This window comes from Pseudomonas extremaustralis (assembly GCF_900102035.1).
In the GTDB taxonomy this organism is placed as follows: domain Bacteria; phylum Pseudomonadota; class Gammaproteobacteria; order Pseudomonadales; family Pseudomonadaceae; genus Aquipseudomonas; species Aquipseudomonas extremaustralis.
The window spans coordinates 4,342,837-4,366,484 of record NZ_LT629689.1 but is presented as its reverse complement, the minus strand read 5'-3'; the positions used below and the strand labels follow the sequence as shown (position 1 = coordinate 4,366,484).

The 23,648-nt window shown below is 62.0% G+C and carries 22 protein-coding genes and 1 riboswitch; of the genes, 15 read left to right on the top strand and 7 right to left on the bottom strand.

Going from position 1 to position 23,648, the window contains the following annotated elements; genetic code table 11:
- Positions 1-3: 3 nt before the first annotated feature.
- From BLR63_RS20150 to BLR63_RS20140, 3 genes are read left to right on the top strand one after another with little or no spacing between them, the layout of a single operon-like run.
- A complete protein-coding gene (locus BLR63_RS20150; protein WP_010563281.1) occupies positions 4-972 on the top strand; it encodes a glycosyltransferase family protein in 969 nt (322 codons plus the stop codon).
- 52 nt (positions 973-1,024) lie between these two features.
- Positions 1,025-1,786, top strand: coding sequence for a hypothetical protein (locus BLR63_RS20145; RefSeq protein WP_010563282.1), 762 nt, complete (start codon positions 1,025-1,027; stop codon positions 1,784-1,786).
- A gap of 45 nt (positions 1,787-1,831) precedes the next feature.
- The gene (locus BLR63_RS20140; RefSeq protein WP_010563283.1) at positions 1,832-2,917 is read left to right on the top strand and encodes a glycosyltransferase; all 1,086 of its coding nucleotides are present in this window, start codon (positions 1,832-1,834) and stop codon (positions 2,915-2,917) included.
- Here BLR63_RS20140 and BLR63_RS20135 read toward each other — a convergent pair.
- Positions 2,906-3,472 (bottom strand): BUD32 family EKC/KEOPS complex subunit, encoded by a 567-nt coding sequence (locus tag BLR63_RS20135; protein ID WP_010563284.1) that lies wholly within the window; start codon positions 3,470-3,472, stop codon positions 2,906-2,908. The genes BLR63_RS20140 and BLR63_RS20135 overlap by 12 nt on opposite strands.
- Before the next feature lie 150 nt (positions 3,473-3,622).
- Here BLR63_RS20135 and BLR63_RS20130 point away from each other — a divergent pair, with 150 nt between their 5' ends.
- The 6 genes from BLR63_RS20130 (at position 3,623) to BLR63_RS20105 (ending at position 10,531) form a co-directional block, all read left to right on the top strand.
- Positions 3,623-4,801, top strand: a complete 1,179-nt coding sequence (locus BLR63_RS20130; RefSeq protein WP_010563285.1) for an O-antigen ligase family protein — start codon at positions 3,623-3,625, stop codon at positions 4,799-4,801.
- Positions 4,802-4,810: 9 nt separating this feature from the next.
- The gene (msbA, locus tag BLR63_RS20125; protein ID WP_010563286.1) at positions 4,811-6,619 is read left to right on the top strand and encodes a lipid A export permease/ATP-binding protein MsbA; all 1,809 of its coding nucleotides are present in this window, start codon (positions 4,811-4,813) and stop codon (positions 6,617-6,619) included.
- A gap of 150 nt (positions 6,620-6,769) precedes the next feature.
- On the top strand, positions 6,770-7,474 hold the full coding sequence (locus tag BLR63_RS20120; RefSeq protein WP_010563287.1) for a sulfotransferase family 2 domain-containing protein: 705 nt from the start codon (positions 6,770-6,772) through the stop codon (positions 7,472-7,474).
- On the top strand, positions 7,467-8,075 hold the full coding sequence (cysC, locus tag BLR63_RS20115) for an adenylyl-sulfate kinase (RefSeq protein WP_042946479.1): 609 nt from the start codon (positions 7,467-7,469) through the stop codon (positions 8,073-8,075). The genes BLR63_RS20120 and cysC overlap by 8 nt, the downstream gene beginning before the upstream one ends.
- A 103-nt stretch (positions 8,076-8,178) precedes the next feature.
- Positions 8,179-9,603, top strand: a complete 1,425-nt coding sequence (gene hldE, locus BLR63_RS20110; RefSeq protein WP_010563289.1) for a bifunctional D-glycero-beta-D-manno-heptose-7-phosphate kinase/D-glycero-beta-D-manno-heptose 1-phosphate adenylyltransferase HldE — start codon at positions 8,179-8,181, stop codon at positions 9,601-9,603.
- Positions 9,596-10,531, top strand: coding sequence for an NAD-dependent epimerase/dehydratase family protein (locus BLR63_RS20105; protein WP_010563290.1), 936 nt, complete (start codon positions 9,596-9,598; stop codon positions 10,529-10,531). The genes hldE and BLR63_RS20105 overlap by 8 nt, the downstream gene beginning before the upstream one ends.
- 139 nt (positions 10,532-10,670) lie before the next feature.
- Here BLR63_RS20105 and BLR63_RS20100 read toward each other — a convergent pair whose 3' ends face one another.
- The 4 genes from BLR63_RS20100 to BLR63_RS20085 are packed head-to-tail and all read right to left on the bottom strand — an operon-like array spanning position 10,671 to position 14,056.
- Positions 10,671-11,639, bottom strand: a complete 969-nt coding sequence (locus BLR63_RS20100) for a hypothetical protein (RefSeq protein WP_010563291.1) — start codon at positions 11,637-11,639, stop codon at positions 10,671-10,673.
- A 41-nt stretch (positions 11,640-11,680) separates the two neighbouring features.
- Positions 11,681-12,493 (bottom strand): aldo/keto reductase, encoded by an 813-nt coding sequence (locus BLR63_RS20095; RefSeq protein ID WP_010563292.1) that lies wholly within the window; start codon positions 12,491-12,493, stop codon positions 11,681-11,683.
- Entirely contained in the window at positions 12,490-13,665 is a 1,176-nt protein-coding gene (locus BLR63_RS20090; protein ID WP_010563293.1) for an NAD(P)/FAD-dependent oxidoreductase, read from the bottom strand. Before BLR63_RS20090 ends, BLR63_RS20095 begins: the two co-directional genes overlap by 4 nt.
- Positions 13,666-13,720: 55 nt before the next feature.
- On the bottom strand, positions 13,721-14,056 hold the full coding sequence (locus BLR63_RS20085; RefSeq protein ID WP_010563294.1) for a DMT family transporter: 336 nt from the start codon (positions 14,054-14,056) through the stop codon (positions 13,721-13,723).
- Positions 14,057-14,253: 197 nt separating this feature from the next.
- Here BLR63_RS20085 and BLR63_RS20080 point away from each other — a divergent pair, with 197 nt between their 5' ends.
- A complete protein-coding gene (locus tag BLR63_RS20080; RefSeq protein ID WP_010563295.1) occupies positions 14,254-15,144 on the top strand; it encodes a LysR family transcriptional regulator in 891 nt (296 codons plus the stop codon).
- A 23-nt stretch (positions 15,145-15,167) separates the two neighbouring features.
- Complete coding sequence (gene waaA, locus BLR63_RS20075; RefSeq protein WP_010563296.1) at positions 15,168-16,445, top strand: lipid IV(A) 3-deoxy-D-manno-octulosonic acid transferase; 1,278 nt, start codon at positions 15,168-15,170, stop codon at positions 16,443-16,445.
- A gap of 27 nt (positions 16,446-16,472) precedes the next feature.
- Here waaA and BLR63_RS20070 read toward each other — a convergent pair whose 3' ends face one another.
- Complete coding sequence (locus BLR63_RS20070; protein ID WP_010563297.1) at positions 16,473-17,912, bottom strand: TolC family outer membrane protein; 1,440 nt, start codon at positions 17,910-17,912, stop codon at positions 16,473-16,475.
- Between the two features lie 194 nt (positions 17,913-18,106).
- Positions 18,107-18,212: riboswitch (TPP riboswitch) on the top strand.
- 147 nt (positions 18,213-18,359) lie between these two features.
- Between BLR63_RS20070 and thiC the strand changes: the two genes are divergently transcribed.
- Together thiC and cytX are read left to right on the top strand one after the other, a co-directional pair.
- On the top strand, positions 18,360-20,249 hold the full coding sequence (thiC, locus tag BLR63_RS20065) for a phosphomethylpyrimidine synthase ThiC (protein ID WP_010563298.1): 1,890 nt from the start codon (positions 18,360-18,362) through the stop codon (positions 20,247-20,249).
- Positions 20,250-20,393: 144 nt separating this feature from the next.
- Entirely contained in the window at positions 20,394-21,683 is a 1,290-nt protein-coding gene (cytX, locus tag BLR63_RS20060) for a putative hydroxymethylpyrimidine transporter CytX (protein WP_010563299.1), read from the top strand.
- On the opposite strand, the gene BLR63_RS20055 is transcribed toward cytX, so the two are convergent.
- On the bottom strand, positions 21,652-22,389 hold the full coding sequence (locus tag BLR63_RS20055; protein WP_010563300.1) for an RsiV family protein: 738 nt from the start codon (positions 22,387-22,389) through the stop codon (positions 21,652-21,654). The two genes, cytX and BLR63_RS20055, sit on opposite strands and share 32 nt — an antisense overlap.
- 193 nt (positions 22,390-22,582) lie before the next feature.
- Here BLR63_RS20055 and BLR63_RS20050 point away from each other — a divergent pair, with 193 nt between their 5' ends.
- Positions 22,583-23,200 (top strand): NUDIX domain-containing protein, encoded by a 618-nt coding sequence (locus BLR63_RS20050; RefSeq protein WP_010563301.1) that lies wholly within the window; start codon positions 22,583-22,585, stop codon positions 23,198-23,200.
- Complete coding sequence (locus BLR63_RS20045; RefSeq protein WP_010563302.1) at positions 23,191-23,640, top strand: DUF1249 domain-containing protein; 450 nt, start codon at positions 23,191-23,193, stop codon at positions 23,638-23,640. The genes BLR63_RS20050 and BLR63_RS20045 overlap by 10 nt, the downstream gene beginning before the upstream one ends.
- Positions 23,641-23,648 lie beyond the last annotated feature (8 nt).

Here is a 23,648-nt window from a genome sequence, read left to right as displayed (position 1 = left end):
GTCATGAAAGTTTTGTTTCTGGTGCAGAAAGAACAGCGCGCCATTCTGGATCGCCTGTACGACGGCGTGGCCGCGCACTGCGAGTGCGATACCCGCTGGTTGAGCAGTGACGAGCAGCGCAACCTGCGCGCCTACTTCCGTCGTGAAGTCGACGTGACCCGCTATGACCGCATTGTCTTCTTCCTGCGCTTCAAGCAGGAAATCCGCCAGGTCGGGTTCATTCGTACGATCCCCAACCTGGTGATCCTCGAGCACGACGCCTACCAGAACTACATTCCCTGCAAGTACACCGGCAAGTTCAGTGCGCACTATCGCCGCTTGCCATGGGCGCGGGTCATCAGCTCCGGCCATATGGTCACCGAGCGTCTGCGCGCGGAAGGCTTCGACGCGGTGTTCGTGCCCAAGGGCTACGACCAGGCGCTGTTGCAGGCCCCGCCACCTGAAGAGCGGCGCGAGCGAGACATCGAGCTGGCGTTCGTCGGCAGCACCAACAGCGTGGCCTACAGTGGCCGCAAGGCTTTGCTCGATGAGCTGGCGCAGGTTGAGCCTTTGGTAGTGACACGTACCAAATCCGGTGAGGAATACTGCGCGACCCTCAACCGCATCCGTTTTTTCGTCAGTGCCGATGTGGGCATGGGCGAGTATATGATCAAGAACTTCGAGGCCATGGCTTGCGGCTGCGTGTTGCTGGCGTTCGATCAAGGCGACGCCGAAAACCAGGCCCTGGGCTTCAAGGACATGGTCAATGTGGTGTTCTACAAAGACATCCCGCAGTTGCGGGAAAAACTGGCAGTGTTGCGCGCCGATCCGCAGTTGGCGGCAGACATCGCTCGTAACGGGCAAGACCTGGTCGTCAGCCAGTTCAGCTTTGCGCGTATCGGCCAGCGCATCGTCGACGCGCTCCAGCCTCCCTTGCGGCCACGGGCGCCCTTGAGTGTGCTGGAGCGGTTACGTTTGACGCTGGGTGTTTGATGGTGGCCAACTTGGCCCAAAATAGTGGCTACATGATATTGTCGAGGCAGGCATGCAATTCTCCGATCAAAGCGACATAACGCTCGTAGTGACCAGTTGTGGTCGCTTCGATTTGTTGAAACGTACGCTTGAGACCTTCGATCTGTTCAATACGGCTGAGATACGCGAAGTCTTCATTACCGAAGACTCCGGCGACGAAGCTGTACGCCTGGCGATTCCTGAGCATTGGCGCAATCATTGCTCATTCTTGATCAACCGCCCGAAGCTTGGGCAACTGGCATCCATTGACCTGGCTTACGAGTCGGTCAAGACCCCCTATATATTCCACTGCGAAGATGACTGGGCGTTTTATCGACCCGGTTTTGTCGAGGATTCCAAGGTGGTACTGGAGTTGCGTCCCGACATTCTTCAAGTCTGGTTGCGCAACTACGTGTACGACTTGCAGGTGCACAGCCCCTATATTCATTTGGGGCCGCGCGAAGTGATCGGCGGGGTGCCTTGCTATATGTTGCTGTCCGACAAGCCCGAGTGGCAGGGGTTCTCGCTGAACCCGGGCTTGCGGCGGATGAAGGAATACCGGTTATGTGCACCCTATGCAGGATTCGAGGGTGAGAAAGGGCTTTCCAAGCGATACGCGCAGTTGAACCTGAGCGCCGTGACCCTGGAAGGCGATGCGGTCCTGCATACCGGCTTCGGTTTGCATGTGGCGACAGCGGAAGAACGCTTGAACAAGGCTCGGCGCAAGCGTCGGGAGCGGATTAAGTTGGTAGCCATGCTGATACTGGGTGTCGGTATCGGCTGGTTGATCCGTTAGTTATGAATGACAAGCCACCACAACGCCGCATAAGGTCTTTTTACGATGAGTATCCTCAACATCATGTGGGCCGGTGGTTCTGCTTACGCTTCAGTGCAGAAGGTTCATCAGCAGATACTGTCCCACGTCGTCGACCGTGCGTCGGTCGATACCTGGCTGCTTCAGGGTAGTGCAGAGGCCGGCGAGGCGGCGCTCGAGTGGAAACTCTCTTCGGCCCAGCTCAAAGGCCGGCACCTGTGGAAATTGCTGCTGCCGAGGTTGCGCGCGCGTTTCCAAAAGGCGCTGCCTGACGGCGTGAAGATTGTGCTGCTGGACGGCGTGGGTGTTGCCCGGGTGATGTTGCCGATGCTCAAGCGCTTGCCGCAGGTGCGGGCAGTGGTTTTATTTCATGGTGCTACGCGCTTGCGCCAGGCCGACCGGGCGCTGTTCGAACAGTTTCCGGCGGCGCAACTGACGCTGGCGGCGGTGTCGCAAACCCTGGCTGACTCGCTTGAATGTTATCTGCAGCAGCCGGTGGCGGTGCTGCGCAGTGCTTTCGACCCTGTCGCCTTCTGTGCTGCCGCGCTTTCTCGGGAGCAGGCCCGGATGCGTCTGGAACTGCCGTTGGACGCAACGCCGGTGCTGGGGGCGGTGGGGCGGCTGGTCGATGGCAAGGGCTTTGGTTGTTTGCTGGAGGCGTTCGCCAGCGTGTCGCCAGATTGGCCTGATGCGCACCTGGTGATCGTCGGTGAGGGACAGGCGAGGGCTGTGCTCGAGGCGCGTATCGAGCAGCTCGGCTTGCAGGGCAAGGTGTCCCTGCCTGGTCATCTGTCGGATGCGGCGACGCTGTACCGGGCCTTCGACTGGGTGGCCGTTCCGTCGACCCAAGAGGGTTTGGGGTTGATCCTGCAGGAAGCGGTGATGGCCGGTGTGCCGGTGCTGACCAGTGAGTTGGCGGTGTTCCGCGAGCAGTTGGCGGATGCCGGCTGGTACGCGCCTTCAGGCGATGTGCAGGCCTGGGGCCATCTGATGGCCCAGGCATTCGCCGCGTCCGCGCGGGAAGTGCTCGAGGCTCAGTCGCGGGCGCTGGCGCCGGAGCAAGCCTGGAAAGACTTCAGTGAAACTTCCCAACGGCTGTTTTCATGCCGCTAGCAGTGCTTGCTCCAGTGCGCGCATTGGAAAGTGGTCGTTCAGCTTCTCGCGCGCAATATAGCGCGCGAAGTGCTGCAAGTTGCGCCGTGCGAGTTCCGCGTTCAGGGGCGCACGCAGGAAACGCATGTCGGCCACATCGATCAGCCCCATTTCGTTGTCGGGCGTCACGACAATGTTGCCCAGGTGCAGTGAGCGGAAGTAGATGCCTGCACCATGCAACCGGCGGATGAGGGCTACCAGCGGATCGAGGTTCGATTGCCAGTCAAAGCCTTCCTTGTTGGAAATCTGACGCAGGGTTTCCCCCGGCAACGGGCGATACAGCACGGCGGTCATGCCGGGCGCTGCCAGTTGAAAGAACGCAAGAACGGTCAAGGTAGGAATGCCGCGCTGCTGCAACTGGGCCACGTTGTCGATGAACCGTTTGGAATACGGGCGAAACAGCGCGGACGAAAACAGCCGTTTGCGACGAAACAGTTTAAGGATGTTCCCGTCGGCCAGCAGGTAGACTTTCGGGCCGTAGCTGTCCTTCTCCAGGATTCTGGCGCCTTCAATCATCGCGGTTAAATCGGCTTGGGCAAGCCTTGAACATTGCATTGTGGGAAAGCCTTGTGGGAGTCGCGGGGGCACAGTAATCGGTAATAATGCCGAAAGTTTTGGGTTTTAACCATGCCGGCTTGGTGGGTTGAACATATTCAGGAGCGGGTGATGCAAGCAAGTCGTTGGGCGCAGGTATGGATGAGTTTCGGGCTGCTTTGGTTTTTGCTGGCGATTGCCTTCGCGCCGACCAACAAGATTTATCAACAAGGGTTGACCCTGTTTCTCTGGTTGCCGGCCATGGTCTTTGCCTGGTCGGCGCGCGAGCGTCTCAAGGAAGTCTGGCGCCAGCAGCGCTGGATGTGCCTGATGGTTGCCGCGCTGGCTGTCTGGGGCATCGTCAGCCTGATGTGGACCAATACCGACGATCCTTCGCGCGAAGCCAAGCGCCTGCTCTATATCGGCGTGTTCCTGCTGTTTTTCCCGGTATTTGCCTGTGGTCGGACCGAGCAGGTCATCCGCGTGATGCAATGGGGCGGTTTCGGGCTCGCGTTGTCGTCGCTGTTGGCGATCATCAAATTCTATGGCCTTGAGCATAACGACTGGCAGGCGCGTCTCAGTGGTTTGGGGCAATTGAGCCATCCGATTCTTGGCGCCTACGTGATTGGCGTGGCGGCCGTCTGGCTATTGCACTGGTTGCCCCGTGGCCGCTGGATGCAAGTGGCATGGGCCGTGTCCATTGCGCTGCTGGGTCTGTTCGTGGTGCTGAGCCAAAGCCGTGGCGCCGCACTGGCACTGCTGCTGACGGTCGTGGCCATGCCCGCCTGGTGCCGTGACCGTCGGACCGCAGTGATTGCCATCGGCGCAGTCGTGGCGGCGCTGGCGGTGTTCTTTGCCATGCAATCGTTGATGCTGGCCCGTGGTGTCTCCTATCGACCACAGATATTCATGGCCTCCCTGCAGATGATTGCCGAGCATCCATGGACTGGCCTGGGCCTGGGCGGGGATTACAAGGTGTTTACGGATGGTGAGTATTTCGACCATGCCCACAATCTGTTCACCCACGTAACCATCGAACTGGGCCTGCCAGGCCTGCTGCTGTGGTGCGGGCTGTGGTTCGGCGTGTTGTGGCAAGCCTGGAAGGCGCGCGACACGCTCTACGGCAAGGGCATCATCGGCATGTGGGTGTTCTCGTTCCTGGCCATGCAGTTCGATGCCGCCAGCCTCACGGGGACGCCGCGGGCCGAGTGGTTCATCTCGTGGCTGCCGATCGCGCTGGGCAGTGTCTTGGTCTGGGCTCGGGCCAAACCCGACGCTTGTGATAAAGTTCGCGTCCTATCCCATCAGTGAGCTCGACACATGAGTGACGCACCGCCAAAAGCGGACCAGGAATCCAGCCTGAAAATTTATTTCAGGCTGCTGGGCTATGTGAAACCGTACATCGGCATGTTCCTGCTGAGTATCGTGGGCTTCGTGATCTTTGCGTCCACCCAGCCCATGCTTGCCGGGATCCTCAAGTATTTCGTGGATGGCCTGAGCAATCCCGATGTGGTGTTCCTGCCCAAGATTCCATTGTTCAAGGACCTGAAGTTGCTGATGGCCGTGCCGCTGCTGATCATCCTGATCGCCGCGTGGCAGGGCCTGGGGTCTTTCCTGGGCAACTACTATCTGGCCAAGGTTTCCCTGGGGCTGGTGCATGACCTGCGGGTTCAGCTGTTCAACAAACTGCTGGTGCTGCCCAACCGCTATTTCGATACCCATAACTCCGGGCATCTGATTTCCCGCATCACCTTCAACGTGACCATGGTCACCGGTGCCGCCACGGATGCGATCAAGGTCGTGATCCGCGAAGGCCTGACGGTGGTGTTCCTGTTCGGCTACCTGCTGTGGATGAACTGGAAGCTGACCCTGGTGATGCTGGCGATCCTGCCGCTGATCGCGCTGATGGTCGGCAGTACCAGCAAGAAATTCCGTAAGCAGAGCAAGAAGATCCAGGTGGCAATGGGCGACGTGACCCACGTGGCCTCCGAAACCATCCAGGGCTATCGCGTGGTGCGCAGCTTCGGTGGCGAAAGCTATGAGCAGCGCCGTTTTGCCGCCGCCAGCCAGGGCAACACCGATAAACAACTGCGCATGAACAAGACCGGCGCGGTCTACACCCCGATGCTGCAATTGGTGATCTACACCGCCATGGCCGCGTTGATGTTCCTGGTGCTGCTGTTGCGCGGCGATGCCACGGCGGGTGACCTGGTGGCGTATATCACCGCTGCGGGCCTGCTGCCCAAGCCAATCCGCCAGCTGTCGGAAGTCAGCTCGACGATCCAGAAAGGCGTGGCGGGTGCCGAAAGCATCTTCGAGCAGTTGGATGAAGAACCTGAAGTCGACGGCGGCACCGAAGAGCGTGATCGCGTCAGCGGTCGCCTGGACGTGCGTAACCTGAGTTTCACTTACCCAGGTACCGAGCGCGAAGTGCTCAAGAACATCAGCTTCAGCGCCGCGCCGGGCCAGATGATTGCCCTGGTGGGGCGCTCGGGCAGTGGCAAGTCGACCCTGGCCAGCCTGATCCCGCGTTTCTACCATCACGAAACCGGGAAAATCCTCCTGGACGAGCTGGAAATCGAACACTACAGCCTGCGCAACCTGCGTCGACACGTGGCTCAGGTCACCCAGCACGTGACGCTGTTCAACGATACCGTGGCCAACAACATCGCCTACGGCGATCTGGCGGATGCGCCCCGGGCAGACATCGAAAAAGCCGCCGAAGACGCCTATGCCATGGACTTTATCTCGGAGTTGCCAAAAGGCCTGGATACCGAAGTGGGTGAAAACGGCGTGCTGCTCTCCGGCGGCCAGCGTCAACGCCTGGCGATTGCCCGGGCACTGCTGAAAAATGCGCCGCTGCTGATTCTGGATGAAGCGACTTCGGCGCTGGATACCGAATCGGAACGGCATATCCAGGCAGCGCTGGACAAGGTCATGAAGGGCCGTACCACCCTGGTCATCGCGCATCGTCTGTCGACTATCGAGAAAGCCGACATGATTCTGGTGATGGACCACGGCGAAATTGTCGAACGTGGTACTCATCTCGAACTGTTGGCCATGGGCGGTTATTACTCGCGCCTGCATGCCATGGGGCTGGACGAGCCGGCGACGGCCAACATCACCTGACGGACCGGGGCGCGCAAGGCGCCCCGCTTTGTATCAAGCGCTTTACAATCTTGACCAAAGCCAAATAATTCGCTGCCGATCGTTTGTTAAGTTGGCCTTCTCGATTCGAACGATGAACGAGAGGGCTAACCTTCTTGCGTGGGTATTGGAATGCTGCAACGACTGTTCTGGAAACTGCTCCCCAAGCCTCAACGGGCGTTTCTGCTGGGGCGTTTGTCGGTGGTGGATCGTCAGGCGGTGAACAAATCCCTGTCTGCGGTGACCACGCTTCCATCCGCTTTCGCACGGCACCAATGTGTATTTATCCACGTGCCCAAATGCGCTGGCAGCAGTGTCTGCTCGGCCCTGCTCGATGGACGTTGGCCAGGGCATTTACCGTATTACTGGTATCAGCAGCAATTCCCCGAGCATTGCGCACGCAGTTTCAAGTTTGCGTTCGTGCGTGACCCACTGGAGCGCGCCCACTCGGCCTACATCTACCTGCGTGGCAACCCCATGGGGGACCGAGACCTGCCAGCCCAGGCCCTGGTCAGCAGCTACCGCGATTTCGATCATTTCATTGCCGGCTGGCTACACCCGGAGAACCTGCGGCGCCAACTGCATTTCGCGCCCCAGACCGATTTTCTGGTCGATCAGCTGGGGCAGATGGCGATGGATTTTCTTGGTCGCCAGGAGTCGCTGCAAGAAGATTTCCGGCACTTGTGCGAGCGCCTCGGGGTGAACTCATGCTTGCCACATTTGAATGTTTCGCTGGCGCGCCGCAATGAGCCGGTCAGGGACTTTTGCTCGTTGCGTACGCGCCGTCTGGTCAGGCGTGCCTATCAACGTGATTACGAGGTCCTCGGTTATGAATAGTCAGTCGCTTGGCATGGGTTCGGCGTCCATCCGCCCCTTTGCCTTGTCGTTGTCGGCTGCCGCGCGGGCCGCGCTCAAACAGCAGCAGCCCTGCTGCGTTTGGCTGACGGGGCTGTCCGGGTCTGGCAAGTCGACCCTGGCCAACGCGCTGGAAGTGCAGCTCAACGAGCAGGGGCGGCATACCTTTGTGCTCGACGGCGATAATCTGCGCACCGGTTTGTGCAATGACCTGGGCATGAGTGACACGGCACGCAAGGAAAACATCCGGCGTATCGGCGAAGTGGCGCGGCTGATGGTGGATGCGGGATTGATCGTGATCGTCTCGGCGATTTCCCCATTCGGCGCCGACCGGGCAACCGCCAGGGCATTGTTCGGGGCGGGGCAGTTTTTTGAGGTGTATATCAGCACGCCGTTCGAGGTGTGCGCGCGGCGCGACCCCAAAGGCTTGTACCGCGCGGCGCTGGAGGGGCGCCTCAAGGCGTTCACCGGGTTGGACAGCCCCTATGAAGCACCGCTTGCGGCCGACTGCGAGATCAATACCGATGAGGTCGACCTGGACGATGGCGTGGCGCGCATCCTGGCGCTGCTGTTTAAAAAATAATCAGTCTGCGCCCGTGATGCATCGCGGATAAAGCTCTGGAACTAGGCGGCGCTCACCCTGTGCTAATATCGCGCCCCTGTTCATTTTGTATGTGGGTTGCTCCATGAAGTTGTCCATGCCGCGATTCGATCAAGCCCCTGTCTTGGTGGTCGGCGATGTCATGCTCGACCGTTACTGGCATGGCGGTACCTCACGGATTTCCCCTGAGGCGCCGGTGCCGGTCGTCAAGGTCGAGCAAATCGAAGACCGTCCAGGCGGCGCTGCCAACGTTGCCCTCAATATTGCCGCCCTCGGCGCCCCGGCCTCCCTGGTGGGTGTGACCGGCGACGACGAAGCCGCCGACAGCCTGGCCAACAGCCTGCGCGGCGCGGGCGTGCGCGCACTGTTCCAGCGCATCGCCCATCAGCCGACCATCGTCAAGCTGCGGGTCATGAGCCGTCACCAGCAATTGCTGCGTATCGATTTCGAAGAACCCTTCGCCACCGACGCCCTGGCCCTCAGCGCGCAGGTCGATGAGTTGCTCGAAGGCATCAAGGTGCTGGTGTTGTCCGACTACGGCAAAGGCGCCCTGAAGAATCACCAGGCGCTGATCCAGGCCGCCAAGGCCCGCAACATTCCGGTATTGGCTGATCCCAAGGGCAAGGACTTCTCGATTTATCGAGGCGCCAGCCTGATCACGCCGAACCTCAGCGAGTTCGAGGCCATCGTCGGCGGTTGTGCCGATGAGCTTGAACTGGTGACCAAGGGCGCGGCGCTGATGGCCGACCTCGACCTGGGCGCCTTGCTGGTGACCCGTGGCGAGCACGGCATGACCCTGCTGCGTCCGGGCTATCCGGCGATGCACCTGCCGGCGCGGGCCCGTGAAGTGTTCGACGTGACCGGTGCCGGCGACACCGTGATTTCCACCCTGGCCGCCTCCATCGCGGCCGGCGAAGAACTGCCCCACGCCGTGGCCCTGGCCAACCTGGCGGCGGGCATCGTGGTCGGCAAGCTGGGGACTGCGGCCATCAGCGCTCCCGAGTTACGCCGCGCGATCCAGCGCTCCGAAGGGTCGGAGCGTGGCGTGCTGACCATCGAGCAATTGCTGCTGGCAATCGACGATGCGCGGGCCCACAAAGAAAGCATTGTGTTCACCAACGGCTGCTTCGACATCCTGCACGCCGGCCATGTGACGTATCTGGAACAGGCGCGCGCCCAAGGCGATCGCTTGATCGTCGCGGTCAACGATGACGCATCGGTCAGCCGCCTCAAGGGGCCGGGTCGTCCGATCAACAGCGTTGACCGACGCATGGCGGTCCTGGCCGGCCTGGGCGCGGTGGATTGGGTGATCAGCTTCCCGGAAGCGACCCCGGAAAACCTGCTGGCCCTGGTCAAGCCCGACGTACTGGTCAAGGGTGGCGACTATTCCGTCGATCAAGTCGTCGGGGCCGACATCGTCACTGCCTACGGCGGCAAGGTCAAAGTCCTTGGGTTGGTCGAGAACAGCTCGACCACCGCCATCGTCGAGAAGATCCGCAACAATGAGTGAAGCCGAGCCGTGTGTCCTGATCACCGGCGGTGCCGGCTTCATTGGCTCGCACTTGGTTGATGCATTGCTGGCCAAGGGCTATTCGGTGCGGGTGCTGGATAACCTGTCCACCGGCAAGCGCAGCAACCTGCCGCTGGACAATCCTCGCGTCGAACTGCTGGAAGGCGATGTCGCCGACGCCGAGTGGGTGGCGCGTGCGGCCATCGGCGTGACGGCGGTGGTGCACCTGGCGGCGGTCGCGTCGGTGCAGGCGTCGGTGGATGATCCGGTCAGCACCCACCAGAGCAATTTCGTCGGCACCTTGAATGTCTGCGAAGCCATGCGCAAGGCCGGGGTCAAGCGCGTGGTGTTTGCCTCCAGTGCCGCGGTGTACGGCAACAATGGCGAAGGTGCTTCGATCGACGAAGAGACCGCCAAGGCACCCTTGACGCCCTATGCCTCCGACAAGCTGGCCAGTGAGTATTACTTGGATTTCTACCGTCGCCAGCATGGCCTGGAGCCGGTGATTTTCCGCTTCTTCAATATCTTCGGGCCGCGCCAGGACCCGTCTTCGCCGTATTCCGGCGTGATCAGCATCTTCAGCGAACGCGCCCAGCAAGGCTTGCCGATTACCGTGTTCGGCGACGGCGAGCAAACCCGCGACTTCATGTATGTGGAAGACCTGGTAGGCGTGCTGGTGCAGGCCATCGAAGCCGCCGACGCGCCCTTGGGGGCGATCAACGTCGGCTGGAACCGCACCACCACGCTCAAGCAGGTGCTGCAGGCATTGGAAGAAGCGTTGGGTGCGTTGCCCGCCGTGACTTACGGGCCGGCGCGGTCGGGGGATATCCGGCATTCGCGGGCGAATAACCAACGGTTGCTGGCCAGTTTCAAACTACCGGAGCCCACCCCGTTGACCGTGGGCCTGGAGCGTCTGCTCAAGGCCTGAACGTTTCCCCGGTACCCATACTTGTAGGAGCGAGCTTGCTCGCGGAAAACCTGAGAACGCCGCGTTCCTCCAGGCAGTCCGCGTTATCGTTGGCGTTCTTCGCGAGCAAGCTCGCTCCTACAGTTGTTGGTGTCGGTCGTCAGCGGCTGGCTTTTTTCGTCGGCACGATCTTGCGCAGCATCTGTCGGGCCTTGCCGGTCAGGCGCTTGAGTTTCGACTCTTTCTCAGGCTCCGCCAGGCCTTGCTGCCTGAGCCAATCCTTCCAGCGAATGCGCTCCTCACGCACCAGCCAACCTTCCTGGCGGGCGAAGCTTTCGGCCAGGTACAACCCCCGTGTGCTGGCGGGATACAGTTGGTCTTTCTTCATGGTGTACAGCTCGGCGAGGGGCTGGCCGTCTTTGAGTGGCATCAGGTACAGATCCGGACGCTGACGGTCCAGGCGCGCCACCAGTTGGTCGCCTTCGAGTCGTTCATCCACATGGAACAGGCTCAGGGATTTGGCTTCCTTCGGCACTTCCAGGCGCAAATCGTAGATCAATTGCAGCGAGGCGGTTGGTAGGTGCACGTAGGCGCGCGGGCGCTCGATCAGTTGAGTGGTGGCGCAGCGCACCGGGCGGGCGGCGCCGGACAAGGGGCTCAAGCGAAACGGCAGGGCCTCGCGATAATGCAGCGCGGCCGCGTAGGGCGCTGGCAGCCAGGTGTCGTTGAAGCGCCCGCTGAGCCAGCCTTCGGGCGTTTCCAGCAAGCATTCCTCGGCGATTTCCTGGATGGCGGTGTGCAGCGGCAGGTTCAGTTCATGGGCAGGGACGTAGCCGGAGATCAGCTTGAGCACCACATCGCCACGATCCTGACGACGCTGGCGCACCAGCACCCAGTAATCCTTGTTTTGCCAGTGCAGGGTCAGGCGCACCGACACGCCGAGGTTCGCCAGTTCCAGCACAAAACGCTCGGGATCTGCGACTTCCACTGGCTTGCGCCGTTGCAGGGTCTGGGCGAAGTTGAGCGGCATGCCCACGCTCTGATAGCTCAGGCCTTCGGGGGTGGCCTCGACATGCAGCGGCAGTGTCTTGAAGTTGCTGGGGTTCTTTCTTATGAGCGTTCGCGGCATGTCGGCTCCTTCCTGCGACGGGGTCGGCCGCGTCGGCGGCATCAGCGTTGACGAATGACTTGGGCAGCGGTCGCCACGTTATGGGCCAGGTGCAGCGGATTGATGGTCCCGACAATAGCACTGGCGACGCCGGTTTGCGCAAACAACAAGGTGAAGCTGGCACGAACGGGGTCCACCCCCGGCGCAAGGCACACATGGCCGCTGGCCAGGGCCTTTTTCACCAGGATGCCTTTGCCATGGGCCGCCGCATAATCAATGACGGCTTTTTCGGCCTGTTCGTTCAGATTGTAGGTGACCATCGCGCAATCACCCTGTTCCAGAGCCTTCACGCCGCCCTCGACGGTTTTGCCCGAGAAGCCGAAGCCGCGGATCTTGCCTTCCTTTTTCAGCTGCGCCAGGGTCTCGTAGACCTCGCAGTCATTGAGGATGTGCAGGTCGTTGCCATCGGAATGCACCAACACCAGATCGATAAAGTCCGTTTCCAGTCGCTTCAAACTGCGTTCGATCGACATCCGGGTATGGGCCGCGCTGAAATCGTGACGGGACACGCCCGCTTCAAACTCCTCGCCGACCTTGCTGACAATCACCCAGTCCTGGCGCTGGCCCCGCAACAACGGCCCCAGGCGTTCCTCGCTACGTCCATAGGCTGGCGCGGTGTCGATCAGGTTGATCCCCAACTGGCGCGCCTGGCGCAGCAGCATGCGCGCTTCGTCGTCGTCGGGAATCTGGAAACCGTTGGGGTATTTCACCCCCTGGTCGCGGCCCAGCTTGACCGTGCCCAGGCCCAGCGGCGAAACCAACAGCCCGGTGCTGCCCAGGGGGCGATACAGATCGTGCAGGGTGGGCAGGCTCATGGCAGCAGTTGCTCCCAGGCCGGTACGCCGATGGCGGGTTTGGGCAGCTCGGGTAGCGGGGCGGACACGCTCGGGCGGATGCCGTCGCGTTCCAGGGCGATGAGCACCCGATCGGCGAAGTCCGGCGCCAGGGCCAGCTTGGTCGGCCAGCCCACCAGCAGGCGGCCCTGTTCGGCCAGGAAGGCATTGTCCGGGCGGGTCATGCCCGATTGCAGCGGCTCGGCACGGTCGACGCGCAGGGTGGCCCACTGGGTCTGGCTCATGTCGATCCACGGCAGCAATTGCGCCAGCTCTTTCTGCGCGGTGGCGATCTGTTCTTCAGGTGTGCGCGCCACGCCATCCGCTTCGGCAATGTCGCCGCCCAGGTACCACACCCAGTTGCCGTCGGCGGCGGGGTGGGTGGTGACGGTGATGCGCGGCTTGGTGCCACCGCCCAGGCAGTGGGCGTACAGCGGCTTCAGGCCGGGGCCTTTGGCAATGATCATGTGCAGCGGGCGTTTTTGCATGGCCGGCTGGCTCAGGCCCAGGCTTGCCAACAGCTCGGCGGTGCCGCCGCCAGCGCTCAGCACGATGCGCTGGGCACGGATCTCGCGGCCATCGACCTTCAGGCCCAGCAGTGTGTCGCCTTCGAGCAGCGGTTCGATGTGTTGCCCGGCGAGCAGGCCATCACCGGCCAGTTGCGCCAGGCGCTGGATCAGGCTCGGTACGTCGATGACCAATTCGGCCAGGCGATACACCTTGCCCTTGAAGCGGCGGTCCTGCAGGGCAGGGGGCAGGTCGTCGCCCTTGACCTGGTCGACGCGGCCGCGCACCGCCTTGCTCGCGAAAAAACTGGTGAGGTTGCCGGCAAGCGTGCCCGGGGACCACAGGTAATGGGCTTCGGACAGCACGCGCACGCCGGACAGGTCCAGCTCACCGTTGCCGGCCAGGGCTTCGCGCCAGCGGCGCGGCATATCGGCAATGGCTTCGGAGGCACCGGTGAGCGCGCCGTGCAGGGCGTATTTCGCGCCGCCGTGGATGATCCCCTGCGACTTCACGCTTTGCCCGCCACCCAGGGTGGCGTTTTCCACCAGCACCGTGGAAAACCCCTGGCGACGCAGGCGCGCATTCAGCCAAAGGCCGGCAACTCCGGCGCCGACAATCAGCACGTCGGTGGAAATAACGGATGGCATGGGCGACCTCAGTGTTCAAGACAAGAGTCGCAGTATACAGGCTGTTGAGTGACGGTCAGTGCCCGGCGGTTTTCGAGAACAGTTGGATCACCACCACGCCCAGCACGATCAGGCCCATGCCCAGCATCGCCGGCACGTCGAGCTTCTGCCCATAGATAAACAGCGCCGCGATGCTCACCATCACAATGCCCATCCCGGCCCACACCGCGTAGGCCACGCCCACCGGCACCGTGCGCACCACCAGGGTCAGCATCCAGAAGGCCACGCCGTAACCGACGATCACCAACAACAGCGGGATGGGCGTGCTCAAGCCCTTAATGGCTTTCATGGAAACGGTGGCGATCACTTCCGAGCAGATGGCGATAGCCAGGTAGGTGTAGGCGATATTCATGGGGCAATCCTCGGAGTAGAACCGGCACTGTAGGAGCGAGCTCGCTCGCGAAAATCCTCAACGATGACGCGAGTAACCTGGATGAACGCGGCGTTCTCAGGTTTTTTCGCGAGCGAGCTCCTACAAAGGTTGGCATTTTAGCGCTTGGTCAGATGGGGTAAAGTCATTACCTATCCGAATTTGAGATGGGTTGAGCCATGAGCGTGCAATGGAACCTGGAGCAGATGCGCCTGTTTGTCAGCGTCGCCGAACAGCGTTCGTTTTCGGCGGTGGCGCGCGAGCAGCGCAAGGCGCAGTCGGCGGTCAGCAACGCGATTGCCCTGTTGGAAGCCGACTTGGGCGTCAGCCTGTTCGAGCGCAGCAGCGGTCGCCAACCACGCCTGACCGAAGCCGGCAGCGTGTTGCTGGAGGAAGCGCGCGAAGTGCTACGCCAGTGTGAGCGCCTCAATGGCCGGGCGCTGTCCTTGACCCGCGGCGAGGAAGCCTGCCTGCGGCTGGCCCAGGATGAGGCCATGCTGTTCCAACCGATACTCGATAGCCTGGAAGCACTGGCGGGGCAATACCCGCTGCTGGAAGTGCAACTGTCCAGCGCTGCCCAGGGCGATGTGGCGCGCAAGTTGGTGGAGCGCAAGGCCGACCTGGGCCTGTTGTTCTATCACGACCAGATCCCCGAAGCCCTGGAGCGGCGCGTGGTGGGCAGTGTGGCGATGGTCACGGTGTGTGGCGCGAACCACCCGCTGGCCAAGGACCGATATGTGACGTGCCAGCGCCTGGCGCAGTTTCGCCAGTTGTTGATGTCGACCCAGACCAGCGTCTACCCCGGCAGCGAAGCGGCCAGCCCATTGGTGTGGCGCGCCGACAGTTTCTACGTATTGGCCGAATGGTTGATGAGCGGCCTGGGCTGGGCCTGGCTGCCCCGGCATATCGTGCAATACCCGACCTATCAGCAGCAGATGGTGGAACTGCACAGCGAATGGACGCCGCCGGCCCTGGTGGTGGAGCTGGTCTGGCGGCGCGACGAGCACCTCGGCCCCGCCGCGCGTTTCCTCGCCGAACGTTTTGCCGAGCGCTTGCAGGCGATCGACTGAAAAAGCCGATAAACTCCGCCGCCATGAATAGAACTCTCTACAGCTGTCTGTTTTACCTGGCGCTGCCGTTGGTGGCTTTACGTCTGTGGCTGCGCGCACGCAAGGCGCCGGCCTATGCCAAGCGCGTCGGCGAGCGGTTTTCCTATGGCTTGCCGCCGATGCAGCCGGGGGGCATCTGGGTGCATGCCGTGTCCGTGGGCGAAAGCATCGCCGCCGCACCGATGATCCGCGCGCTGTTGGCACGTTATCCACAGCTGCCGATCACCGTCACGTGCATGACGCCCACCGGCTCCGAGCGCATCCAGGCATTGTTCGCCAGCGAGCCGCGCATCCAGCACTGCTACTTGCCCTACGATTTGCCCTGTGCGGCCAAGCGTTTTCTCGACCGGGTACAGCCCAGGCTGGCGGTGATCATGGAAACCGAGCTGTGGCCCAACCATATCCACGCCTGCGCCCAGCGCGGCATTCCGGTGGCGCTGGCCAATGCGCGATTGTCGGCGCGTTCCGCCAAGGGCTACGCGCGCTTCGCCAAGTTGACGGCGCCGATGCTGGCGCAGATGAGCCTGTTCGCCGTGCAGACCGAAACCGAGGCCCAGCGTTTCCTGAGCCTGGGCGCGCGGCCGCAAACCGTGCAGGTCACCGGCTCGATCAAATTCGACCTGACCATCGACCCCGAGCTGCCAGCCCGCGCCGCCGCCCTGCGCGAGCAATGGGGCGCCAGCGAGCGCCCCGTGTGGATCGCCGCCAGTACCCACGAAGGCGAAGATGAGGTGGTGCTCGCGGCCCATCGCCAACTGCTCGACAGCTATCCCAATGCCCTGCTGATTCTGGTGCCGCGTCACCAGGAGCGTTTCGGCCCGATGTTCGAGCTGTGCACGCAACAGGGGTTTGCCACGGTGCGCCGGTCCAGCGGCGAGCCCGTCACCGCGCATACCTCGGTGCTGCTCGGCGATACCATGGGCGAGTTGCTGTTTCTGTATGCCTTGGCGGACAGTGCCTTCGTCGGCGGCAGCCTGGTGGCGACCGGTGGGCATAACCCGCTGGAACCGGCGGCGCTGGCCAAACCGGTGATCATGGGGCCCCACGTGTTCAACTTCCTCGAAATCACCGCGATGATGCGCGACGCCGGGGCATTACGAGAGGTGGATGACGCCGAAGGGCTGGCCGAGGCCGTGCGGCAGCTGTTCGAGCTGCCGCAGGATGCGCGCCGGATGGCGCAGGCGGGGCTCAAGGTGATGCAGGCCAACCAGGGCGCGTTGAAGCGCTTGTTGGATGGCCTTGATCGCCTGATGACTCGCTGACGCCCTGGCGGTCCAAATGTGGCGTGTTCAATAGCCTGGGCGGGCCTTGAGTTGCTCGGCGGCGGCTTTGGCCAGGTCCGGTGGCAGGAAGTCGCGATCCGGGTTGTAGTCCGCCTTGAGATAACGCGTCAGGTCCTGCAGATCGCCTGGGTTCAAGGTCCCGGCCGCCTGCTTCAGACGCAGGTTGTCGAGGATGTAGTCGTAGCGGCTGTTGTTGTAGTTGCGCACTGACGAGTAGAGCTGGCGCTGGGCGTCGAGCACGTCGACGATATTGCGCGTACCCACCTGGTAACCGATTTCCGTGGCTTCCACCGCGCTCTGGTTGGAGATGATCGACTGGCGGCGTGCCTGTACCTGCTCCACATCGGTGTTCACCGCGCGGTGCAGGTTGCGTGTGTTTTCCACCACCTGGCGGCGCAGGCCTTCGCGTTGTTGCTCGATCTGGCCCAGGCGCGAGTAGGACTCACGCACTTGCGAGCTGGTCAGGCCACCGCTGTAGAGCGGGATATTCAGGCGCAGGCCGATGGTGCGTTGCTCCACCGGGCCGTGATAGGCGGTGCCGAAGGCATTCGGGTTGCTGAAACCGAGGGCGTCGTTGTCGCCTTTTTCGTATTGGGCGACGGCATCCAGGGTCGGCGCGTGGCCGGCCTTGCGCTGCTTGAGGGTTTCCTCGGCGGCCGTGACGGCATAGTTGCTGGCCAGCAGGTTGAGGTTCTGGCGGCCGGCGGTTTCCACCCAGGCTTTGGCGTCGTTCGGCAGCGGCGGCAACACCGGCAGCGTGTGGACAATGCCCTGGATCGAGTTGTACTGGCGGTTGGTCAGGGTGATCAGCGCTTCGAAGGCGTCGTCCACCTGGCGTTGCGCGACGATGCGGTTGGCCCGTGCGGTGTCATAGCTGGCCTGGGATTGCAGCACGTCGGTCTTGTCCGACAGGCCGACGTCGAAGCGTTCGTTGGATTGATCCAACTGGCGCTTGAAGGCGTTTTCTTCGGCCTTGGTCGAGGCCAGGTTGTCCTGGGCGCGCAGCACCGCGAAGTAGCTTTCGGCGCTTTGCAGGATCAGGTTCTGTTCGGTGGCCGAGAGTTGCAGCGCCGCCTGCTCGTTGGTGGCCTCGGCCGCTTGCAGCTGGAACCAGCGGTCGGCACGGAACAGCGGCTGGCTCAGGGTCGCGCGCCAGGCATGGGCGTCGCGGTTGGCGGTAGCAGCGGGGGTGTCGATCTGGGTGCGCGAGTTGGTGATATCGGCGCCGCCCGAGAGGTTCGGCAGCAATCCGGCGCGGGCCTGGGGCACCACTTCCTTTTGCGCGCCGTATTGGGCGCGGGCGGCGGCCAGGTCGGCGTTGTTGTCCACCGCTTCCTGGTAGACGCTGACCAGGTCGGTTCTGGCGGACAAGGGCGCTTCAGCTGCCCAGACCATTCCGTTGGTCGCACAAGACACGGCAAGCGCCAGTGAGAGTTTGCGCAGCATGAGGCGATCCCTGAGTAAATATTACGACGATAATGTGTTGGCCAAGGCTACGGTCACTGTTTCAGAGCGTCAAGCTTTTAGCCGTAGCCGAGTGTAGTGGCGCTTCCACAGCGCAACAATCCTGCAATTACGCCATTCATCACGCTGAATGCTCCGCTATTGGCAATTTGCCCACGGCATGGTCTAGACTGGCCGCGTTCTTGTCGGGGTGCCTTGTTGGAAGGCTGAGATCGGTAAATACCGGATCCCGTTGAACCTGATCAGGTTAGCGCCTGCGTAGGGAACAAGATTTCTCGTCACCCGGCGAGTCCTCTTGTGCTTCGTCCGGGATGAACGTTCGACTATCGAACCGCCTCCGTGCATAGCACAGCACTGCTTTCAGTGCGTCCATCCGTCACAGGTTCGCTCCGACAAAAATCCACCGCCTGGATAGTTGGAGAGCCCGTGATGAGTACAACACCAAAAAATACCGTGCATTTGAGTGAATCGGCCAAGGTCGACTCCGGCTCCGTGCAACCGTTTACCCGCTCGCAGAAGATCTACGTGCAAGGCACCCGCCCGGACATTCGTGTACCGATGCGCGAAATCAGCCTGGACGTGACCCCCACCGATTTCGGCGGTGAAATCAACGCGCCCGTGGTGGTGTATGACACCTCCGGCCCCTACACCGACCCCAACGTCATCATCGATGTGCGCAAAGGCCTGGGTGATGTGCGCTCGCCGTGGATCGAATCCCGGGGCGACACCGAACGCCTGTCCGGCCTGAGCTCGCACTTCGGCCAGCAGCGTCTCACCGATGCGGAACTGACCGCGCTGCGCTTCGCCCACGTGAAGAACCCGCGTCGCGCCAAGGCCGGTGCCAATGTCACGCAGATGCACTACGCGCGCAAAGGCATCATCACCGCCGAGATGGAATACGTCGCCATCCGCGAAAACATGAAGCTCGAAGAGGCCCGTGCCAGCGGCCTGCTCGACCAGCAGCACGCCGGCCACAGCTTCGGCGCCAGCGTGCCGAAGATCATCACCCCGGAATTCGTGCGCGAAGAAATCGCCCGCGGCCGCGCGATCATCCCGGCCAACATCAACCACACCGAACTGGAACCGATGATCATCGGCCGTAACTTCCTGGTGAAGATCAACGGCAACATCGGCAACAGCGCCCTGGGTTCGTCCATCGAAGAAGAAGTGGCGAAGCTCACCTGGGGCATTCGCTGGGGTTCGGACACGGTGATGGACCTGTCCACCGGCAAGCACATCCACGAAACCCGCGAGTGGATCATCCGCAACTCGCCGGTGCCGATCGGTACCGTACCGATCTACCAGGCCCTGGAAAAAGTCGGCGGCGCCGCCGAAGACCTGACCTGGGAGCTGTTCCGCGACACCTTGATCGAACAGGCCGAGCAGGGCGTCGACTATTTCACTATCCACGCCGGCGTGCTGCTGCGCTATGTGCCGCTGACCGCCAAGCGCGTCACCGGCATTGTGTCCCGTGGCGGTTCGATCATGGCCAAATGGTGCCTGGCGCACCACAAAGAGAACTTCACCTACACGCATTTCGATGAAATCTGCGAAATCATGAAGGCCTATGACGTCAGCTTCTCCCTCGGCGACGGCCTGCGCCCCGGTTCGATTGCCGACGCCAACGACGCCGCGCAATTCGGCGAGCTGGAAACCCTCGGCGAACTGACCAAGATCGCCTGGAAGCACGATGTGCAGACCATGATCGAAGGCCCCGGCCACGTGCCGATGCAGTTGATCAAGGAGAACATGGACAAGCAGCTCGAGTGCTGCGACGAGGCGCCGTTCTACACCCTTGGCCCGTTGACCACCGATATCGCGCCAGGCTACGACCACATCACTTCCGGCATCGGCGCGGCGATGATCGGCTGGTTCGGCTGCGCCATGCTCTGCTACGTCACGCCCAAGGAGCACCTGGGCCTGCCGAACAAGGATGACGTGAAGACCGGGATCATCACCTACAAGATCGCCGCGCATGCAGCCGATCTCGCGAAAGGTCATCCCGGCGCGCAGATCCGCGATAACGCGCTGAGCAAGGCGCGCTTCGAGTTCCGTTGGGAAGACCAGTTCAACCTCGGCCTGGACCCGGATACCGCGCGCTCGTATCACGACGAAACCTTGCCGAAAGACTCGGCCAAGGTCGCGCATTTCTGCTCGATGTGCGGGCCGAAGTTCTGCTCGATGAAAATCACCCAGGAAGTGCGTGAGTACGCGGCCAACCAGCGTATCGATGCGGTGGATGTGGACGTGGCCAAGGGCTTGGCGGAGCAGGCGGAACGCTTCAAGCAGGAAGGCAGTCAGCTCTACAAAAAAGTCTGATCCGGGATTGGTGGTACCTGTACTGGCCTCATCGGGAGCAAGCCCCCTCCCACATTTGAATGTGTGCGCAATTCAACGTGTGGGAGGGGGCTTGCCCCCGATTGCAATCTTCCAAACAACAAATGCCCCTCAGAGATAACACCCTTGAGCATTCAATCCAGCACTTATTCGCCCGGTATCGCGGTGCCTGCTGACAAACGCGTGTTCGGCGCCCGCGATCTGTTTTCCCTGTGGTTCTCCCTCGGCATCGGTCTGATGGTCCTGCAGACCGGTGCGCTGCTCGCGCCGGGCTTGGGCTTGTCCGGCGCGTTGCTGGCGATTTTCCTCGGCACTCTGGTCGGCGTGCTGTTGCTCGCCGCCGTTGGTGTCATCGGCAGTGACACCGGCTTGTCCGCCATGGCCGCGCTCAAGCTCAGCCTCGGCGCCCGGGGCGCGAGCCTGCCGGCGCTGCTCAACCTGCTGCAACTGATCGGCTGGGGCTCGTTTGAAATCATCGTGATGCGCGACGCTGCCAGCCTGCTGGGCACGCGGGCGTTCAGCGACGCCAGCCTGCTGGCCAGCCCATTACTGTGGACGCTGTTTTTCGGTGGCTTGGCGACCCTGCTGGCAGTGAGCGGTCCGTTGACGTTTGTGCGGCAGATCCTGCGCAAATGGGGGATCTGGCTGCTGCTCGCCGCCTGCCTGTGGCTGACCTGGAACCTGTTCGCCAAGGCCGACCTCGCCGCTCTCTGGGCCCAGGCCGGTGACGGTTCGATGCCGTTTGCCGTGGGGTTCGATATCGCCATCGCCATGCCGCTGTCGTGGCTGCCGCTGATTGCCGATTACTCGCGCTTCGGCAAACGCGCTAAAAGTGTGTTCGGCGGCACCGCGCTGGGGTTCTTTATCGGCAATTTCTGGCTGATGAGCCTGGGCGTGGCCTACACCCTGGCGTTCGCGCCCAGTGGTGAAGTGAATGCGCTGTTGCTGGCGTTGGCCGGTGCTGGCCTGGGGATTCCGCTGCTGTTGATCCTGCTGGACGAGTCGGAAAACGCCTTTGCCGATATCCATTCGGCGGCGGTCTCCAGCGGCATGCTGTTGCGCTTGAAGGTCGAGCACCTGGCGCTGGCCATCGGGGTGATCTGCACCTTGATCGCCTGCTTTGCGCCATTGGCCCAGTACCAGAACTTCCTGTTACTGATCGGTTCGGTGTTTGCGCCGCTGTTCGGCGTGGTGCTGGTGGATCACTTTATCCTGCGCCGCCGTGGCCAAGGCACGATCAGCCTTCTGCGCTGGCCGGCATTGATTGCCTGGTTGGGTGGCATCGCCACGTATCATCTGCTCGCCAACCTGTACCCGGATATCGGCGCGACCCTGCCGGCGCTGATACTGGCAGGGCTGTTGCAGTTGATCCTGGGCCGGGCCTTCAGCGGCCTGCGGGCACCAGCTCAGGCTTGATGATGCCTTCCAGACGTGAGTAGGGAATCTGTAGCTCGACATGGCCCAGGGCGTACGGTGCGATGGTGTTGGTAGGGTATTTGAGCACCACGCCACTGCTGGTCAGCGCCACGTTCGGGGTTTTCTGGAAGGGGTAGGTTTTCACGAACTCCGGCTCCAGGCTCAGGCGCGTGCTGATCAGCCAGCTGTTGTGGGCCACCTGGCCGGCCTTCCAGAACGCATCTTGCTTGCCCGGCAGGAGCATGTCGGTCAGCGTCAGCGCTTTTTGCTGCTGGCGCGAATAGTTGATGAACGCGCGGCCCGGTTCGCCGTGGGTGGCGCCCTGGTCCAGGTAGCTGGACAACTCGATGATCACTAAGCCGTCATGCTGCTCGCGTACCTTGGCCTGCAAGTACATGTTGTTGTTGGGCGCGGCGCTTTTCAGGAATTGCTCGCGATACGTCTCCAGGCTGGTCGGCAGTGGATTGGCGCCGGTCATTTCCAGCAGGCGCTGTTCGGTCAGCGCGTCCAGCTTGGGTTCCTTGGCAAAGTGCACCGTGTCGATATTCACCAGCGGGCAATCGGCGCTGGTGCAGCCAGGCTTGCTTTGCTCGCTGGTATCACGGGTGGTTTCCAGCGGGGCGCGATAGCTGGGTTGGAACAGGCTCTGGCAGGCGCCGAGGGTCAATGCGATGCACGCCACGGAGGCGATTTTTAAAAGCGACATGTAGGGTCTTCGTCCGTCGATAAGAGCGAAATTCGTGGAGCTTCGACTACCGGCAAGACAGTCGGTTCGCCACTAAGCTGATTAGAGTGAGTTTGACGTCCGCCGTCTATCCCGGCAACCGGAAAGGGGCTGCACCAACGGACACGAGCGCGTTAGGATGGCGCCCATTGCGCTGGCTTAACGAGGATGGGATATGACGGACTTTGCAAGAACGACGCCGAGCAAGATCGAAGTCGTTCAGCGCGACAATGCGCACAAAGGCTTCTACACGCTCGATCGCGTGCAACTGCGCCACGAAAAATTCGACGGCGGCATGAGCCGGGTGATCCACCGCGAAGTCTTCGTTCGTCACGACGCCGTGTGCGTGCTGCCCTACGACCCGCAACGCGACGAAGTGGTGTTGAACGAGCAGTTTCGCGTCGGCGCCATGGGGCGTACCGACAACCCGTGGCTGATCGAGATGGTCGCCGGCCTGATCGACAGGGATGAGCAACCGGAGGAGGTTGCGCACCGCGAAGGCGAGGAGGAAGCTGGGCTGACATTCTCCGCGCTGTGGCCGATCACCAAATATTTTCCATCGCCCGGCGGCAGCACTGAATTTGTACACCTGTACCTGGGCCGTTGCGACAGCGCCGGCGTCGGTGGTGTGCATGGTTTGGAAGAAGAAGCAGAAGACATCCGCGTCACCACTTGGGCGTTCGAAGATGCCCTGCAAGCGGTGCGCGACGGTAGGATTTCCAACGCAGCCAGCATTATCGCCCTGCAATGGCTTGCGCTTAATCGCGCGGAAGTGAGGGGGTTATGGCAGTAAAGGCACGAGAACGCTATCGCGTCGACCTGATCGGGCTGCAAGCGGCTTGCGAAGCCAACTATGCGCGGCTGATGCGTCTGCTGCCGGACATGCGCCATACGCCCGAGGCGCGGCGCATTGGCGTGACCCATGGCGACCAGATGCTTGGCGTGCTGGCCCTGGAAGTCATCGTCAACTGCCCGTACACCACCACCCTGCGAGTGCGCCAGGAACACAGCCTGCCGTGGTTGCCGGTGCCGGAGTTGGAGGTGCAGGTGTACCACGATGCACGCATGGCCGAAGTGATCAGTGCCGAGCATGCACGACGCTTTCGCAGCATCTACCCTTACCCGAATGTGTTCATGCACCAGCCCGATGAGAAAGCACAACTCAATGTGTTCCTCGGTGAATGGTTGAGCCACTGCCTGGCCCTGGGCCATGAGTTCGCAGTCGTGCGGTAGATGTGAAC